Here is a 16,816-nt window from a genome sequence, read left to right on the forward strand (position 1 = left end):
AAGATAATTGCGAGGAGTGATGAAAATGGATTTTCAAATTAGAGAAGCGATAACTGCTAATATGAAAGGTCACACTGCATCAGACATTCGCGGTGTAGTAGAAGATGCTATCCAAAAAGGCGAAGAACATTTACTACCTGGACTTGGTGTATTTTTTGAGAAATGGTGGAACATGACAGACGAATCTAACAAACAATCTGTATTAAACGAATTGGCAACTGCATTTGCAAAATGAATGAAATTCCGTGGAGATAAAAAATCTTCGCGGAATTTTTGTTTAGTCAAAATATTTTTAAAATTAAATAAAACGCTTACAACACTATTACACTAGTTTTTAAAGCCAATATGCAATATATTAATTTACTTTTATATCCATATAATACAATTTCCTTAGTTTACCTTTTCATTATTAATGATTATAATCATTTTATTGGAATCCTTCTAAATATTCTAATAAATATATCATTCTATTAAAGAGGCGAATAAAGTGAGTACATCTATTGAAAATATTTTACCTGAACTAAAAAAAGTTTTAAAAGAAGACCAGGTTTCAATCAATCTAACCGTAAGAGAATTACATAGCAAAGATGAGTCGTATCATGAGATATGTCTTCCTGACATAGTTGTATTTCCGAAAAACACGAATGAGGTTAGTGAAATTATGAAACTAGCCAATCATTATCAGATTCCCGTCGTCCCTTTTGGACGTGGTTCCAGTTTAGAAGGTCATATAATTCCGTATGATAACGGAATTACAATTGACTTCTCTTTAATGGATAAAATATTGGAGGTGCGAGAAAATGATTTACTAGTAAAGGTACAACCTGGGGTGACACGTTCACAATTAAACAAAGAACTAAAAAAGTATGGACTGTTCTTCTCCGTAGACCCTGGAGCAGATGCAACACTCGGTGGAATGGCTGCTACTAATGCAAGTGGGACTACAACTGTTAAATATGGTGTCATGCGTGATCAAGTTCGTGATTTAGAAGTTGTCCTTGCAGATGGAACTGTTATACACACGGGAAGTTTAGCGGCAAAATCAGCATCTGGGTTCCACTTAAACGGACTATTTGTTGGCTCGGAAGGGACACTAGGTTGTTTTACTGAGTTAACACTAAGAGTATATGGTATACCTGAATTTACTACTGCAGCTCGAGCAGTATTCCCTTCTGTTCAAAGCGCGGTAGAAGCCGTCACTTCTATTTTACAGACTGGAATTCCAATAGCACGCGTAGAATTAGTCGACGAAGAATCGGTTCGCCAAGTAAATCGTTTTAGCGAAACGAATTATGTAGAAAGCCCAACCTTATTTTTAGAATTTGACGGAAATGAAGCAGGACTAAAACAAGATGTCGAGTTTACAAAAGAAATAATGGAAGACCATGGCTGCGTGGATATTCAATTCGAAACCGATAATACAGCACGGACAAAGCTTTGGGATGCTAGACATAACCTAGCCTATGCTTATATTCACGGAAATGTCGGCAAAAAGATGATGGTTACCGATGTATGTGTTCCTATTTCGGAACTAGCTGATGCAGTCGTATATGCACGTAATGAATTAAGCTCGATTGGACTCATAGGCGGACTTACTGGGCATGTCGGAGATGGAAATTTCCACGCGATTCTGATGATTGACATGACTGATGCATTGGAAGTTGCGAAGGCAGAATCTTTCAATGAAAAAATTGTTCATTATGCTTTGGAGCGTAACGGCACTTGTACAGGAGAACACGGGGTTGGTATTGGCAAACAAAAATACCAAGCTTTAGAGCACGGAGCAGCCTTACAGGTGATGGAAAAAATTAAAATAGCTCTCGATCCAAACAATATATTAAATCCAAAAAAAATCGTAAATATAGAAAGTTAGGTGTATAACATGAAATTGTTAGAGTCCATTAGTAATTTTGCAGGTAAGTATTTTGCTTTTCTCGTAATTATTGTTGCAGTTGTAGCATTTTTAATACCGGAAACATTTTTACCATTTGGAAAGTATATTACGATTTTACTAGGTATTGTTATGTTTGGGATGGGTTTGACTTTAAAGGCTGTCGATTTCAAGTTAATCGCAACACACCCTAAACCAGTAATATTCGGCGTAGTTGCACAGTTTCTAATAATGCCAATTACCGCTTTTGGCATTGCATATTTGTTGAATTTGCCTAGTGAATTAGCAGCCGGACTAGTATTACTTGGTTCTGTACCCGGAGGGACTGCATCTAATGTAATGGTTTATTTGGCTAAAGGTAATGTTCCACTTTCTATAACGATGACATCCTTCTCTACACTGCTAGCTCCTTTACTAACACCAGCATTATTGCTTTTATTTGCAGGACAGTGGATGCCAGTAAATGCAGTTGATATGTTTAGGTCCATAATACAAGTAATTATTGTTCCAATCATCCTTGGATTATTAGTGAAGAAGTTGTTCCCTACTGTTGTAGAGAAGAGTATAAACGTAGTACCCTTAATTTCAGTATTAGCAATTATCACGATTGTTTCTGCTGTTGTTGCAGGAAATGTAGATAATATTGCTTCTGCTGGGTTACTAGTATTTTTAGGAGTGTTCTTGCATAATGGAGCAGGCTTACTGCTAGGATATTATGCCGCAAAAATCATGGGATTATCGGAGTTAGATCGACGAGCAATTTCTATTGAGGTAGGCATGCAAAACTCTGGATTAGGAGTAGCACTTGCAACCGCTCATCTAGGACCACTTGCAGCATTACCAAGTGCATTAGGTGCTGTATGGCATAATATTTCTGGACCGATCTTAGCCACTTACTGGTCTAAACGTCCTGTGAAGGAAGAAGCAAAAGAGAACACTGTAAATTCTAGTGACAGCACAACAACAAAAGCCCAATTTGAATAAACTTCATTATTTTGAGTAGAGTGCAGGCCACTCTACTTTTTTATTGGACTGGCCGACTTGTATTGCCTAAAAAAGCTAACTCGATAGTGAAATGAAGCATAAAAAAATTGTCTTAATCGTCGACATAATCGACAACTAAGACATTTTTTATGTAATAAAGAGTGATTCAGCGTCTCCCGAATCACTCTTCCTATGTAGTGATGAAGCTATCCATCTTGATAAGCAGCATCACGGAAATATTTATACTTACAAATGAATAGACAAACCCTGCCTTCTCCATTTGGTGAAACCTTTTTAAGCCATAACCGATGCAAGTACTGCTTTTTGTGCATGCAAGCGATTTTCTGCTTGTTGGAAAATATAAGAATTAGGACCATCAATTACAGAGCTCGCAACCTCTTCCTCACGATGAGCAGGTAAGCAATGCAAAAACATATAATCGTCTTTTGCATTTGACACTAATGCATCATTAATCTGGAAGTCTTTAAAATCAGCCAGTCTTTTTACCGTTTCATCTTCTTGACCCATCGAAGTCCAGACATCTGTATATACGACATCCGCATTAACTGCTGCTTCAATTGGATCATTCGATACGAACAGCGACCCACCATTTTCTAAAGCAATTGCCTTAGCTTTTTCTAGTATTTGCTCATTAGCTTCATAGCCAACTGGTGTTGCTACCGCAATATGCATTCCCATATTGGCAGCTGCTATCACTAGTGAATGTGCGACATTGTTTCCATCCCCTATATATGCAAGCTTCAAGCCAGCGGTATATCCTTTCACTTCATGAATCGTTAAGATATCTGCAAGTGCCTGGCACGGGTGAAAAATATCTGTTAATCCATTAATTACAGGAATACTAGCATGCTCGGCAAGTTCTTTAACCATCGCATGTGAATTTGCACGGATCATGATTCCATCTAAATAACCAGATAATACGTGCCCTGTATCATATACAGATTCGCCACGCCCAATCTGTAAATCACGTGCATTCATGAACATACCATTACCACCTAGCTGCTTCATGCCTACTTCAAAGGAGATTCTTGTACGGGTTGAATGTTTCTCAAAAATCATCCCTAAAGTTTTACCTTCCAATAAAGGAGGACATTTACCAGCCTTCGTCAACATCTTCAAGTCAACTGCTAACTGGATTAGGTCCGTTATTTCCTCCTTAGAGTAATCTAAAAGTGTTAATAGGTCTTTCCCCTTTAAACTATCCACTACTTTTAAATTCACCCACTCAAGTAACTTCATTTATAAAAACTCCTTTTTCCGTATATTTATGTAATTTTTATTATATGTCTGAATAAATATAAAGTCAAGTGCATTTATATACATTAATAAAATTTAAATTCCTTCCTATTCTTTTCGCCTCTTTATGCTTCCCACTTCATGGTTTTACTTCATTTTCTGTTTTTGGAAAATCTAATGAACACCTAAAAATATGTGGCAAGAGAAGAAGCGCATAACAATAAAAATAAAATAAAAAGGCTAAGTTAAAGGCTAGGGTTGTTTTTTTTGTGAAGCGACGTAGTTTGTGAGATGTTACACTTAAACTACGAAGCGGGGCAGTTTAATGAGATAACTAAAGGAGTGTTTTTTGTGGAAAATCAATATACATGTAATTTTGATATAGATAAATACAGAGACGTTAGAATTAAATCAAATGGTGATGGTCAAGAACTCGAATTCACATTTATGGTTCCATTCGTTTCAATTCCTCATTTCTTCGAGGTGCTTTTACAGCTATGGACTGGAAAAGTGAACAAAACTAAAATAGACGGTTACGGTTTTGCAGTGACATATTATTTAACGGTGGAGGAGAAAAACCTATGTGTTGAACGCCTTACTTCTAGCGAAGATGGTCGTAAACCTATTTTTCGTAATTATAAATTTGATTTTGAGAGATTTGCTAAAGAATTAGATAAAGGATTCTCTGAATATCTCCAAGAACAAAGGAATAAAGGATTATTTCCCCTTGAAGTTGAAGAATACTCTCACCACTTATCGAAGGAAGTAATTGAAAGCTATGAAGAATTCTCGACCATCATCAACGAGAGTGAATTGAGCATGATTAGGCCAGTGGAAGCGGAGAAAGGTAATACTTTGTTAGATGAATCCCTTGCGTTTTTCCTTTTAAACTCCGAAAAGGAAGGTATAGAATTTCTCCTAAAAAACGATTACAAAAAAGTAAATGGTTTAGGTTATTTTGTTGTATCATTCCACGGAGAAGGATTAGAAGAAACAGTGTTACAAACTGTATTTGAAGATGTGGAAGATGCCGTAAATTGTATGGAGTTACTGGTGCAAAGCTTAGATAATGGTTATGGTAGAGATATATTAGGTATTTAAAAGAGGATTTTAAATCAACCTTTACCTTTAACATAGCCAATAAAAAAGGGAATCGCGTGAGCGGTTTCCCTTTTTTATTTAAACCCATAGTTAATAAAAACCCTAAAATATTTCACTACAAAATAGAATGGAATTTTATTATTTCTATTCTTTCACACTTGTCGGTGTAGCTTCTTTTACAATAATGATACCATCATATGCCTCATTCGGCGTCATTTCTATTGTGTAAAACATCTTTAAAAATTTATACCACATGCGGAAATCATCGCCGATGTTTGCCATCTTTTGCTCCTTCGAAACTATCTCCTCTAAATCACCGGACTCACTCGCCTTTTCAAAATCCACGTAAAAAATATTGGATTCCACCTCTTTGAAAGCATCTACTAAATCATTGTGATTTTTCACTTTATAATTTTTACGATCTCCAGAGCTGCTATTTTTTGACTGAAAATTGCTCTCTATAAAATCCGTACCAATTGCAAAATACTCATCCCCGTATAACTCATCTAAATAATTGCCCATCGATTTGTAGCCAGCTAATGACGCTGACGTTTTTTCTATATGTCCATTATGACCGTTAAAAAATACTTTCTCGTTACCTCTGGTTGCTTCAAATTGCATAATCCATTGCATATTGTCCGTCAAATACTCATCTCGCAGCTGCATATAATCTTTATCATTTAAGAACAATTGTGTACGCTGCATCATGATTTGTGCGTATTGTAGGGCAAAAGTGTACATTTCCTTTGTTGATTTTCCCACATAAGCTGCTTCATTCGATTGTAAATCTAGAATTATCTCATCTATTGTTTGCTTGGTCTCGTTTAACTGTTCCGTAGTTAACTCACGCATTTTCTCATTCGAGACATGTTCAAGTTTTAATTCATAATTTTTAAATGCATCTTGGTTTACTGTTTTGTAGTATTTAAGCACTCCTTCTTTACTGTAGTTATAGCGCTGCATGTCATTTCCATAAAAGTAAACCTTCTCTTGCTCGTTAACTGAAGTGTTATAATCATGCAGCCATTGAACAAGTTCGACCATTTGCTCTGTTTGATAAATACCATAGTCTAGCGTATTTACTGCCTCTTCGGCGGTACCATTTCCATGTAAAATGAATTCGTTTATTTGCTGCCCACCTCCAAAGTCGCCTTCTATAACAAATACGCGGACGTTCTCATGTTTAATTAGCGTTTTAAAAACTTCTTTTTTCAGTTCTTGAAATTCCACATTCCCATGTGTTGCCTCTCCTAAACCGATCAGCTTAACATGATCCGGGATATCCATAGCATCCACTGTTGAAATATATGATTCTGCATTATCAACCGCTTTGCCACTGCTACATCCTGCCAAAAAAACAGAAAGCAAGATAGCAGCACATACTATATAGCTCTTATTCAACATTATTATCATCCCCTTAAACTGCTTTCCTTTGAAAATATAAATACCCTCCGACAAAAAATAAGATAAAACTTCCGCCTACAACGGTTAATAGTTGTACCCAAGGAACGAAAAAGGTATCGCCCGTGTCTCCCCCGATATACATCATTAAAAATGGCTGTGCCCACGGATAGAAAGAACTAAAACGCTCAGAGTTTACGACAAGTATAGTAGGCAATGTAAGAATCACATTAATGGCAAATGGCGCTGCAAAGCTCTTGAACAGTATGGACATCCATAACTGTAAAGCAATTAATGGTAAAGTCGCTACCCATCCTCCAACTAAGCTTTTCCAAACAATCACCATTGGGAAAGGATCAGTGAATCCCTTTATCATTCCGACTATGTATACAGCGACAAAAAATAATACTTGCATAACTAGGACTAGCACTATTAACAATACATACTTCGCGATGAATACCCTTCCTCTTGTCACAGGTAATGCCAGTAGCTGTTTCCACCCACCTGCCTGATGTTCGTATCTACAAATAGCACTTGCTAAAACTCCTGTTATCAAAGGTAAAAATAGTAAAGCATAGGTTAAATTCATAGATAGCAAAGACAAATACCACTCATTGATTTCAAAATCCTCATTAGAAAATCTGCTTGTGAATCCAAGGAATATACCTATAATCGGTACAGTCAAGATGATGAACATAATCTTTGAATGTCGAAACTTAAACCATTCCGATTGTAAAATCGATACCATTTATTTCACATCCCTTCTCGTAAAGTCGAGCATTCCAACAATATACAATAGTGTGCCTACTCCGATTCCAAGCATGACATTGATCAATGGTTCATCCCACTCATTCATTAAAGAAGGCCACTTCCAAATCATCCAATCAGGTAATATAAAAGCAGAGTACGCAAATATGACACCTAATACCCCTGTCGTAATCGGAATTCCCTGATTTTGGCTCACAGAGGAAATCCAGAGCTGTAATGCAAGTACAGGCAACGCTGCTAAGTATGGATAGGAGCTATACTTTAATAACTCCAAGTAAGGTATTTGATCTCCTAAGTTTAATAGAATGCCATAGCCTAAAGAAAATACCCCTAACAGAAGCGAAGATACAAATAACAAGCTACCAAGTACCATGAATTTCGATAAATACACACTCATTTTGGAAACAGGCAATGAAATCAGCTGCTTCCATGCGTTCGTTTCATTTTCTATACTTGCCATAAATGAAGTTAAAATCGCAATTCCCAAAACCAGTGCTAATGGGGTAAAGGAATGTACATATTCTAAAAAATATTCCCAATCATCGTCACTTTGGTTTAGCAAATAATCCTTTCGAATTCCGTAGTTGACCATCTGCAGCGCAATAACTCCGAAGGGACCTAAAAATGCTAGAAACCATAGTCCTTTTCGTTTAATTTTCAAAAAATCTGCCCGTAAGAGGTTACCGATCATATGACCTTCTCCCTTGTGGTCATTTGGAGGAAGGTATCTTCCAATGATCTTTTTTCCTCTTCTACACGGTAAATAGAGTAGCCTTCATGTACAAGAGTATGGATCGCCTTAGCAACTTTTCCATCGGAATGCTCAGACAATAAAATAATACCGTCCTCCCAATCTGCTTTTATACCATTGCCTAATAGTGAACGCCACGCTTGCTCGCTGTCACTAACCTTTAATAAAACCTTTTGCTGGGCATACATGCGCAAACTTTCGATGGAATCCTGATAAATCATTTTCCCTTTCGTAACGATTCCAACTGTCGTCGCCATTTGGTCGATTTCTGATAATAAATGACTGGAGATTAAAATGGTCATTCCAGTTTCCGCAGGCAGCTGTTTAATTAGATTACGAATTTCTATAATGCCTGATGGATCTAGTCCGTTAGTTGGCTCATCTAGGATTAGTAACTCTGGACTGTTTAATAGGGAAGCGGCAATCCCTAATCGCTGCTTCATTCCTAGGGAAAATCCTTTTACCTTTTTATTTGCAACCTCAGTCAATCGAACTATTTCTAATACCTCATGGATTCTCGTTTTAGGAACGCCTAGTATTTTTCTTAATGCCTCTAAATTTTCATACGCAGTTAAATGCGGATAATAGGACGGGTTCTCTACTAGGGAGCCCACTCTTTTTAAAATATTTATTTTTTCTTTATTTAAATCCTTTTCAAAGATTTGAATCGTTCCAGACGAAGCTTTCATCAGGCCTAAAAGCATACGAATGGTTGTTGTCTTCCCCGCTCCATTAGGTCCTAAAAATCCGTATATTTCTCCTTTACGTATTTTCATATCCAGCCCTATCACGGCACTTTCCTTCCCAAAACGTTTGGATAGATTGGTTGTCTGTACTACATATTCCATTTCCCTCACCTCATTATCTATGTTAGAGATAGAATGTTAAAACTAGGTAAGGGGTAAGGTTAAATTTTGTTTAAAAAAACCGGGTAAAAAAACGCCCGGCCATAAAAAAGGTGTACTTGAAAGGCCCCCCTTTCAAATACACCTTCACTTGTATTTCTTTATTTTGATAGTTGTTCCCTTTTCACCGGATTCAATATCCCAATCCAGCTTCATGCCCTTGACCATCATATCAACAATGGACAAGCCGATACCTGCTCCCGCTTCGTTGGATGCATTTTTCATTCCATTTCCTCTGTCTAAAATGACAATCGCATCATAGAGATTGGTAGATTCTGTTGTGACACAAATATATCCTCCTTTTTTTGCATGGCGAAGCACATTTTGCAATAAGTTATCCACTATGCTTCCTAACCAAATCGGGTCAACCTCCCATTTGTTTTGCTCAAATGGAACCAGATGGACTTCCACTTCAAATCCTTCCTTTTCGAAGACGGGGTACCATAAAGCTAAACTTTCTCGGATGTAGCGAATAACGTCCATTTCCTGTGATTCAAATTTATATTTACTAGCCATGAGCAATGTATACGACATCAAGTTTTCCATTAGCCTGTCAATATTCACAACAGAAGCTTCCAAAGACTTAATCGCTTTTTGACCATCCTCTGATAAACTCTCTTTAGCAATAGAATAGGTTTGCGCCCTCACCTTTGTTAAAGGGGTACGCAAATCATGAGAAAGATTAGCAATCAGCTCTCGACGTAGCTGTTCCTCCTGCTGTTCTCGCTGTTTACTTTCCCTCAGCTCACATACCATTTGATTGAACGTTTTTTCAAGCTGTCCAATTTCGTCCTTCTTTTTCACTGCAATCTCGATCGGTAGCCCATCCACGTCCCGTATTTCCATGGCCTCCTGCAAGTGTAATAAACGCTTTCTAATACTACGAAAGAATAAAAAGGAAACGAATATAAATAGGAAAATGATAAAAACAATACCAAACACGAAAATGATTCCATATCGATCATAAATATGTGCTAGCGGCGGATCAAACTCGGACCTCGGCATCTCCAGTACAACGAAACCATTGCTTTCCTCTTGCCCGACAAACGCAATAACCGTAAATGGGTCTCCCCCATAATGCTCTTTTATAAATTTAGCTGTATATGCAGACGACCACTTGGCCGGCAGCTGCTCCATCACGTCTTCTTGGTTAGCGAGCGTCCCTTGACCGTCCACCCAGAACATCGATGCTTTTGGATGCTGCTGTTTCCAATTGTCAAAATGCTGTTGAATAGACTCACTTGTAACGTTTTGCAAAGCGTTTGCTTCCTGATGCCATTTCCCCTCAATTTCACTTTCAACTAGCATATCTTGCATTTGGATTGGATCCTCTCCATTTTTGGAAATACCAAACACAAATAACGCGATAATTAAGTAGGAAATTTGAACAATGAAAAGAGCTAATAAAATAAGGAACATATACTTTGCTAATAATGATTGAAAAAAACGCTTCATATTTTTACCCTATACCCGATTCCACGAATCGTTTCAATGATAGTTGGTTTTGCTGGGTTCCTTTCAATTCTCTCTCGTAAATAACGAATATGCACCATCAATGTCTTATCTCCCTCGATATAACGCTCTCCCCATACTCCCTCATACAACTGCTCTTTCGTTAGTATTTGATTTAAATGACGAACGAAAAACTGCAAAAGTTGATACTGCTTACCCGTTAATTGAATTTCCTCATTCGTCTCTTGATCAGCAATTCTCATATCTTTTGTATAAACCATCAAATGTTGAAGCTTTAATACATCATCATTCTTTTGGTATCTCCGTAACAATACTTCTACACGTGCTGCAAGCTCATCCGGATGAAACGGTTTAGTTAAATAATCATCTGCAAAATTTAGACCCTCTATTTTATCTTCCACCGCAGTTCGCGCAGAAAGCATTAAAATAGGCAGGTCTCCCTTTTCTTTTTTCATACGTCTACCAATAGAAAAACCATCTAACCCAGGAATCATCACATCTAAAATAGCCATATCCACTTGTGAAATATACTTTTCCGCATCCTCCCCAGATTTCAGCCATGTCACCTCATACCCTCTCTCCGTTAAATCCTTTCTCACCCAGCTCCCTATATCAATTTCGTCTTCTATGTAAAGAATATGTACCATTTTCATCCTCCTTAGTTTTTGACTGTGATTGGCTCGTCGGTTATTTATCACCATAGTGGTGCGCAAAATTTATAAAATTGGACTTACGATACACTCAATTAAAAGGCATTCTCAAATTAGAGAATGCCTCTTATAAAATATAGTCATAATTCTCTAACCCCTATTCTAGGATTAATATCATTTACTATAATAGCTATATCCCACTCCTCCTCGCTAGATATGTAGGTTATCTCTTTTAAACGCGCTCCAGTATTGGTTTAAATTACCATAACTATAACATATATTTTATTTGAATTGAAAGTTTATTTTCATTACTATTTCCTTTATACACTTCAATTACGTGTCAATCGATATACTCCAAGATTTTCTGTAATAATTCACTAGTTTAACAGTTGAATAAATGTCTTATTTTAATTCACATCTAATAATTCAGTTCTTTTAGACACGCAAAAAACCTTCCGACATTGTCAGAAGGTTTTTTGCATTTTGTCCTAAAATTTTGCGAATCAGCCTTACCCTATAAACACCTATATTTAATCGAAAGTTATTTTGTTTACTGCATCGCGATCTAATTTTTTTATAACTTCAACGATTAGTTTTACTGTATTTTCATAATCATCTCTATGCAAGATTCCTGCATGAGAGTGTATATAGCGAGTAGCAACTCCAATCGCTAGAGAAGGAACACCATTTACAGAAATATGCATAGAACCTGCATCAGTTCCTCCACCTGGTATCGTTTCAAATTGATAAGGTATATTATGCTCATCTGCAGTATCCGTTACGAAATCACGTAACCCTTTGTGGGAAACCATGGATGCATCAAACAATACGATTTGAGGACCCTCTCCCATTTTGCTTGTCGATTCTTTTGCCGTAATTCCAGGAGTGTCTCCAGCTACACCTACATCTACTGCAAAGCCGATATCTGGTTTAATTTTGTTTGTAGTTGTTTTCGCTCCTCGAAGGCCAACCTCTTCTTGGACATTTCCTACTCCATAAACGATGTTTGGATGTTTTTCATCTTTCAGTGCTTTTAATACATCGATTGCAATTGCACAGCCAATACGATTATCCCAAGCTTTTGCTAAAAGAAGTTTTTCGTTGTTCATGACTGAAAACTCAAAATAAGGAACTACCATATCTCCTGGTAATACGCCCCATTCCATTGCTTCTTCTTTAGAAGATGCACCTATATCAATGAACATATCTTTTACGTCAGCTGCTTTTTTACGAGCTTCTGGAGATAGTATATGAGGAGGTTTTGAGCCAATAATACCAGTAATTGTATCCCCTTTACGCGTCACAATTGTTACTCGTTGTGCTAGCATAACTTGAGACCACCAACCACCAACTGTTTGGAAACTCAAGAATCCTTTGTCATCAATCTTGGAGATCATAAATCCTACTTCATCTAAATGTCCTGCTACCATTATCTTAGGACCATTCGGATCTCCAACTTTTTCTGCAATAAGACTGCCTAAATTATCGTATTCAATTTTATCTGCGAAAGGCGCGATATATTTTTCCATCACTTCTCTTGGTTCACGCTCATTACCAGGAATTCCTTTTGCATCTGTTAAATCTTTTAACATCGTTAATGTTTCATCTAGCTTCGGCATTATTTCGACCTCCTAAATATATGTACCATTTAATTATATTCTAAATTAATGGCATTTTCAAAATTTAAAACACCTCAGTCAGCTCCTGCTCCACCACCGCCACCACTATCTCCTCCCCCTCCGGACGAATCTCCTCCAGAAAATCCGCCATCAGAAGAGGACGTCGAATCTTTGGTCCACCACCAAGACTTTCTAACATAGTCTATAGGATCTGTACTTGCGAGTAACACTGTAGCAAGGGGAATAGTGAGTTTCTCAACTGGAATAGCAATATTCTTTCTGCCTAGTAAATAAGCTCTAACTAGCCATTTTTCTTGTTCGATTTCATTCAAATTAGTTGGTATGCCATTCTTTAACTCTTTTCTATAGGATCGTACTGCATCCTTTGCTCGCACAGCATTCATCGAAAGAATATACTTTGGTAATACCAGGTATAACATGGTAAACAATAGCAGTAACCCAATGATTGAATTGACTGCATCTTCATTGCCAATGGATAGGGAAAAGAAAAACAACAGTACAGTATATATACTGAAAAATAATGTGGAACGTTTTTTTATCCATAGTATGACTAAGAAAATAATCGTAAATACTCCAATACAAGCAATGGCTAAATTGCTTTGTACATTAGCGTAATATGCCAACATAGTAATCATTGAAACTATTAGTGTAGCTAAAGTGATAATTAGCAATGGAATTCTACTATTAATAGCTCCCGCCTCTTCTAGCTCTTTTTCTACTAAATGATGCCACTCTGCTTGTTTCTTTTTAAAGTTCTTTACTTTAGTATGAAAGTATTTTGAGTTCTTATTATCCCTCGCGGCCCCTGCAGCATCATGTAAATGAAATGCCCACTTCCTAGATCCACTTCTAGTGACAAAAAGCCAACTAATCATTTGTTTTTCAAATATAGCAGTTGCTGTTTCCCCTTTTGTAAGCCTGAAATCTAGCGTTTCTTCAGGAGCTTTTGGATCATCTTTAAAACGAAGAGCAGACTTTGCTAGTTTTACCTTAACTGCCCCTTTTTCTACTAATGAAAAAAGACCTGCAAGGAAAGCTTTTGGGTGGGTTTTCCCGCATTTTTCTATAAAAAATAAATATAATACATCTGTACTTAAAACTTCATCGCTACTTCCTTTTCTCCAGAAATGTCTTTGTGGTAAGAATAAGAGAAAGCTCACAATAATGATTAGAATTGCAAACGCCACTTTCGGTATGAAGGAGAAAAGTTTATCCATGTAGGAGATTCTTTTATTCCACTTTTTTTGTTCATCTATTTCATATGTCAATGCGTCTTTGTAAGATATCGATGCTTTAGATTTTTCGGTTAGCGAAATCAGGTCAGCTGGAAATATTAAACTAGTTTTCGTTTCAGTATAGGCTCTTGACATATGACTATAAAACCGAATCCCAAAAGTATTTTTTTCCGTTAACCCTTTTACTTTATTATACAAAACACCTTCAAACTTATTCGTTTCAACTGTTTCCGGTAAAATATAATCAATCGTTACATTAAAGTAATCCTGATCATGTGCCTCTCCATCTTCAAAGTAAACAATATCCAGCTCATTATAATTGTCGTAAGCAGTGACAGCATTTTTAAGTGTATAGGCATACAAAAATGATACTTGTTGATCACGAAGATCTATTCCCGAATAGAATGTTCCCTTTTCTTGAGTCACTTCCAAGGGTGTCATCAAAGACTGTTCTATAAACCCAGGTTCCAAGTTTACTTGACCAAGCTTATACGCATAAAATTCCTCTACGTTTTTTCCGTGATCTTCAGGGAAAGAACGACGTAAATTAAAAAATGCCCCTTTAAAATTGTATGTAAACACTTCATTTACTAAAAGATCTCCGTTTGGTTGAATCCAAGATTTTATATGTACTCTTTCAATGGCATAGGACTTTGCTTCCGCTACTAATCCAAAAGAGAGCGAGATTAATACTAATATAATTGAAACAAGAAACCTTTTCATCAATTACACCACCATTCCATGACATGTTGCTATTTTACGGTTTGTCTGTGAAAAGGTTTCAACTAATATTAATAACCGTTTTTTTGTCGTTCATAATTCATTTCATTTTTTGCAATATAAGCCTGTAATACATCCGCACTACTAAAACCTAATTTTCCAGCAATTGCTCCGTACATGATCCACACTTTTTCGTAGTGAATTTTCGTTGGTTCTTCCAAAAATGTCAAAATAGATTTATTGGTACCTATGAAAAGGGCAGTTAAATCACCCTCTATATCCTCAAGTGGCCACTCCTCTAAATCTTCTAGCTCTTTCTCTATACCAAGAGATAATATAAAGTGAATCGAATCGACATATTCCTCTAATATAACACTACGTTCGGAAGGTCCTTTTTCACTCCAAAATTTAAAACATCTCGTTTCATTTGCTAATTCGGCAAGTTCCACAATTAGTGCCAGACCTTTTTTTATAAAAACATCCTCTTTCACTTGCTTGTTCGATTGAATATATTGGTCTAAAGCACGCTGCATCGTAAAAAGTTTATGTAAATTCATCATTTCCTCCAAATATTTTAATTTATTTTGAAACCAAACTACCTCTTCTATCGTATAGCAAGTACAATGTATTTTACAAGGAGGACATTTGAGATGTTCTATATCTTAAGATTGTTTATATTGGCACTGATTATATACGTTTTTTATAAAATCCTTCGCTATCTATTTGACCCTATGCGTAAACTAGATGAAGCATATGAGAAGGAACAATATTATTTTTATGATGAGGTAAAAAATGTTCGTAAAAACTTCTTTATCACATACAAAGGTGCCCTATTTGAAGGCGAAAAATATTTAGGTACGACTGACCAAGCATTCGAAGTCGTTTCTATTTTCATATGGACAAAGGATCCTGCTAAACTCCAAGGTTTGACGAAAGATGACTTACGTTTTTTACAAAATGAAATTAAGATGAATTATCCAGATGCCAAAATCAACTGGAAAAGCCCTATCGAGCAATTAATGCAAGATGAATAGAAATATAAAAAAGTCGGTTGAGAAATTTCAACTGACTTTTTTTGTTTAAGCGATAATCGGTAGATTTATAATAATTTTTCCTACACGGATGTGTGCTTGCCCCTACGCAAGAGCCTTCAGGGTATGACTTGTCTGACTTACCTCTGTAGAAACTCTATAACTCCTTTGCAGAATCATCAGTCCCCTCTTTATATAACTGACAATTCCAAAAACTAATTGACGTATGTTTCCATGAATATTACTATAAAGAGGAACCTAGTGTTCATTCCTGATTTCTAAGGAGGATTAAAAGATAATGATACTGTTTTTACAAAATTACTTTCAAAATTAATAAATTCCCCGAGAGTATTGTGTTTACAATGTTACTTTGCCATTTGCAATACTACATTTGAGGGAGTTTTAAAAATGAATGATAAAATAATAAATAATACGGATAAAACAAATCTGCAATTGCTTTTAGACAATGCAATTGAATTGCGTGAAGAAGGACGCGCTAAGCAAGACCAAGACATTCTGAAAGAAGCACGTACTCTACTTTTAGAATTGGTCGCTACCTATCCAGATCACGCTGAAGTCAACTATCAGACGGGCATTGTTCATGACAACTCTGGATATTCGAAGGAAGCTATCCCCTATTATGTAAGGGCTCTCGAGCTAGGTCTCACAAAACAAGATCTTCAAAGATGTTTACTAGGTCTCGGCAGTACCTACCGAGCTTTGGGGTACTATCCAGAAGCAATTGAAACTTTAGGACGAGGTGTGACAGAGTTTCCCGAACATCGCGGACTACAAATTTTTTACTCAATGGCTCTATACAATTCCAAAAACTATAAACAAGCAATGGAAATTGCTTTGACTAACTTGATGGAAACAACGTCTGATGAAAATCTTCAGTACTTCAAAAGAGGAATTTCCTACTATGCTCAACACCTTGACGAGACCTGGTGATAATTGAAAATTATTAAGCCAGAGATTCTAATTTGATTCGTATTCGTTCTCTTTTAAG

At 36.6% G+C, this 16,816-nt stretch carries 16 protein-coding genes; 6 read left to right on the plus strand and 10 right to left on the minus strand.

Going from position 1 to position 16,816, the window contains the following annotated elements:
- The first annotated feature begins 25 nt into the window (after nucleotides 1-25).
- The 3 genes from sspI to MHI40_RS12365 all read left to right on the plus strand — a co-directional run bounded on the left by sspI (nucleotide 26) and on the right by MHI40_RS12365 (nucleotide 2,875).
- Nucleotides 26-235, plus strand: a complete 210-nt coding sequence (sspI, locus tag MHI40_RS12355) for a small acid-soluble spore protein SspI (RefSeq protein ID WP_093536931.1) — start codon at nucleotides 26-28, stop codon at nucleotides 233-235.
- 252 nt (nucleotides 236-487) lie between these two features.
- Nucleotides 488-1,873: an FAD-binding oxidoreductase gene (locus MHI40_RS12360; protein ID WP_340762890.1), complete on the plus strand. Its 1,386-nt coding sequence runs from the start codon at nucleotides 488-490 to the stop codon at nucleotides 1,871-1,873.
- Between the two features lie 9 nt (nucleotides 1,874-1,882).
- Nucleotides 1,883-2,875, plus strand: a complete 993-nt coding sequence (locus MHI40_RS12365; RefSeq protein ID WP_340762891.1) for a bile acid:sodium symporter family protein — start codon at nucleotides 1,883-1,885, stop codon at nucleotides 2,873-2,875.
- Nucleotides 2,876-3,169: 294 nt separating this feature from the next.
- On the opposite strand, the gene argF is transcribed toward MHI40_RS12365, so the two are convergent.
- Nucleotides 3,170-4,135 (minus strand): ornithine carbamoyltransferase, encoded by a 966-nt coding sequence (argF, locus tag MHI40_RS12370; RefSeq protein WP_093536928.1) that lies wholly within the window; start codon nucleotides 4,133-4,135, stop codon nucleotides 3,170-3,172.
- Nucleotides 4,136-4,483: 348 nt separating this feature from the next.
- On the opposite strand from argF, the gene MHI40_RS12375 reads away from it, so the two are divergent.
- Nucleotides 4,484-5,233 carry a hypothetical protein gene (locus MHI40_RS12375; protein WP_340762892.1) on the plus strand — a complete coding sequence of 250 codons (750 nt, stop codon included), beginning with the start codon at nucleotides 4,484-4,486 and terminating at the stop codon, nucleotides 5,231-5,233.
- 144 nt (nucleotides 5,234-5,377) lie between these two features.
- Here the strand turns inward: MHI40_RS12375 and MHI40_RS12380 are convergent, their stop codons facing one another.
- The 9 genes from MHI40_RS12380 to MHI40_RS12420 all read right to left on the minus strand — a co-directional run bounded on the left by MHI40_RS12380 (nucleotide 5,378) and on the right by MHI40_RS12420 (nucleotide 15,333).
- The gene (locus MHI40_RS12380; protein WP_340762893.1) at nucleotides 5,378-6,637 is read right to left on the minus strand and encodes an erythromycin esterase family protein; all 1,260 of its coding nucleotides are present in this window, start codon (nucleotides 6,635-6,637) and stop codon (nucleotides 5,378-5,380) included.
- A 13-nt stretch (nucleotides 6,638-6,650) separates the two neighbouring features.
- Nucleotides 6,651-7,382: an ABC transporter permease gene (locus MHI40_RS12385; RefSeq protein ID WP_340762894.1), complete on the minus strand. Its 732-nt coding sequence runs from the start codon at nucleotides 7,380-7,382 to the stop codon at nucleotides 6,651-6,653.
- The gene (locus tag MHI40_RS12390; RefSeq protein ID WP_340762895.1) at nucleotides 7,383-8,093 is read right to left on the minus strand and encodes an ABC transporter permease; all 711 of its coding nucleotides are present in this window, start codon (nucleotides 8,091-8,093) and stop codon (nucleotides 7,383-7,385) included.
- Nucleotides 8,090-9,001 carry an ABC transporter ATP-binding protein gene (locus MHI40_RS12395; RefSeq protein ID WP_340762897.1) on the minus strand — a complete coding sequence of 304 codons (912 nt, stop codon included), beginning with the start codon at nucleotides 8,999-9,001 and terminating at the stop codon, nucleotides 8,090-8,092. The genes MHI40_RS12390 and MHI40_RS12395 overlap by 4 nt, the downstream gene beginning before the upstream one ends.
- Before the next feature lie 144 nt (nucleotides 9,002-9,145).
- Nucleotides 9,146-10,513 carry a sensor histidine kinase gene (locus tag MHI40_RS12400; protein ID WP_340762899.1) on the minus strand — a complete coding sequence of 456 codons (1,368 nt, stop codon included), beginning with the start codon at nucleotides 10,511-10,513 and terminating at the stop codon, nucleotides 9,146-9,148.
- The gene (locus MHI40_RS12405) at nucleotides 10,510-11,178 is read right to left on the minus strand and encodes a response regulator transcription factor (RefSeq protein WP_340762901.1); all 669 of its coding nucleotides are present in this window, start codon (nucleotides 11,176-11,178) and stop codon (nucleotides 10,510-10,512) included. The genes MHI40_RS12400 and MHI40_RS12405 overlap by 4 nt, the downstream gene beginning before the upstream one ends.
- A gap of 533 nt (nucleotides 11,179-11,711) precedes the next feature.
- Nucleotides 11,712-12,800, minus strand: coding sequence for a M42 family metallopeptidase (locus MHI40_RS12410; RefSeq protein WP_340762902.1), 1,089 nt, complete (start codon nucleotides 12,798-12,800; stop codon nucleotides 11,712-11,714).
- Between the two features lie 74 nt (nucleotides 12,801-12,874).
- The gene (locus tag MHI40_RS12415; protein ID WP_340762903.1) at nucleotides 12,875-14,779 is read right to left on the minus strand and encodes a DUF2207 domain-containing protein; all 1,905 of its coding nucleotides are present in this window, start codon (nucleotides 14,777-14,779) and stop codon (nucleotides 12,875-12,877) included.
- A 68-nt stretch (nucleotides 14,780-14,847) separates the two neighbouring features.
- The gene (locus MHI40_RS12420; protein ID WP_093536919.1) at nucleotides 14,848-15,333 is read right to left on the minus strand and encodes a dUTP diphosphatase; all 486 of its coding nucleotides are present in this window, start codon (nucleotides 15,331-15,333) and stop codon (nucleotides 14,848-14,850) included.
- A 93-nt stretch (nucleotides 15,334-15,426) separates the two neighbouring features.
- Here MHI40_RS12420 and MHI40_RS12425 point away from each other — a divergent pair, with 93 nt between their 5' ends.
- Together MHI40_RS12425 and MHI40_RS12430 are read left to right on the plus strand one after the other, a co-directional pair.
- A complete protein-coding gene (locus tag MHI40_RS12425) occupies nucleotides 15,427-15,810 on the plus strand; it encodes a sigma-w pathway protein ysdB (protein WP_093536918.1) in 384 nt (127 codons plus the stop codon).
- Nucleotides 15,811-16,215: 405 nt separating this feature from the next.
- Nucleotides 16,216-16,758, plus strand: coding sequence for a tetratricopeptide repeat protein (locus MHI40_RS12430; RefSeq protein WP_340762904.1), 543 nt, complete (start codon nucleotides 16,216-16,218; stop codon nucleotides 16,756-16,758).
- The last annotated feature ends 58 nt before the right edge of the window (nucleotides 16,759-16,816 follow it).

It is taken from the genome of Psychrobacillus sp. FSL H8-0510 (assembly GCF_038008345.1).
Lineage (GTDB): Bacteria > Bacillota > Bacilli > Bacillales_A > Planococcaceae > Psychrobacillus > Psychrobacillus psychrotolerans.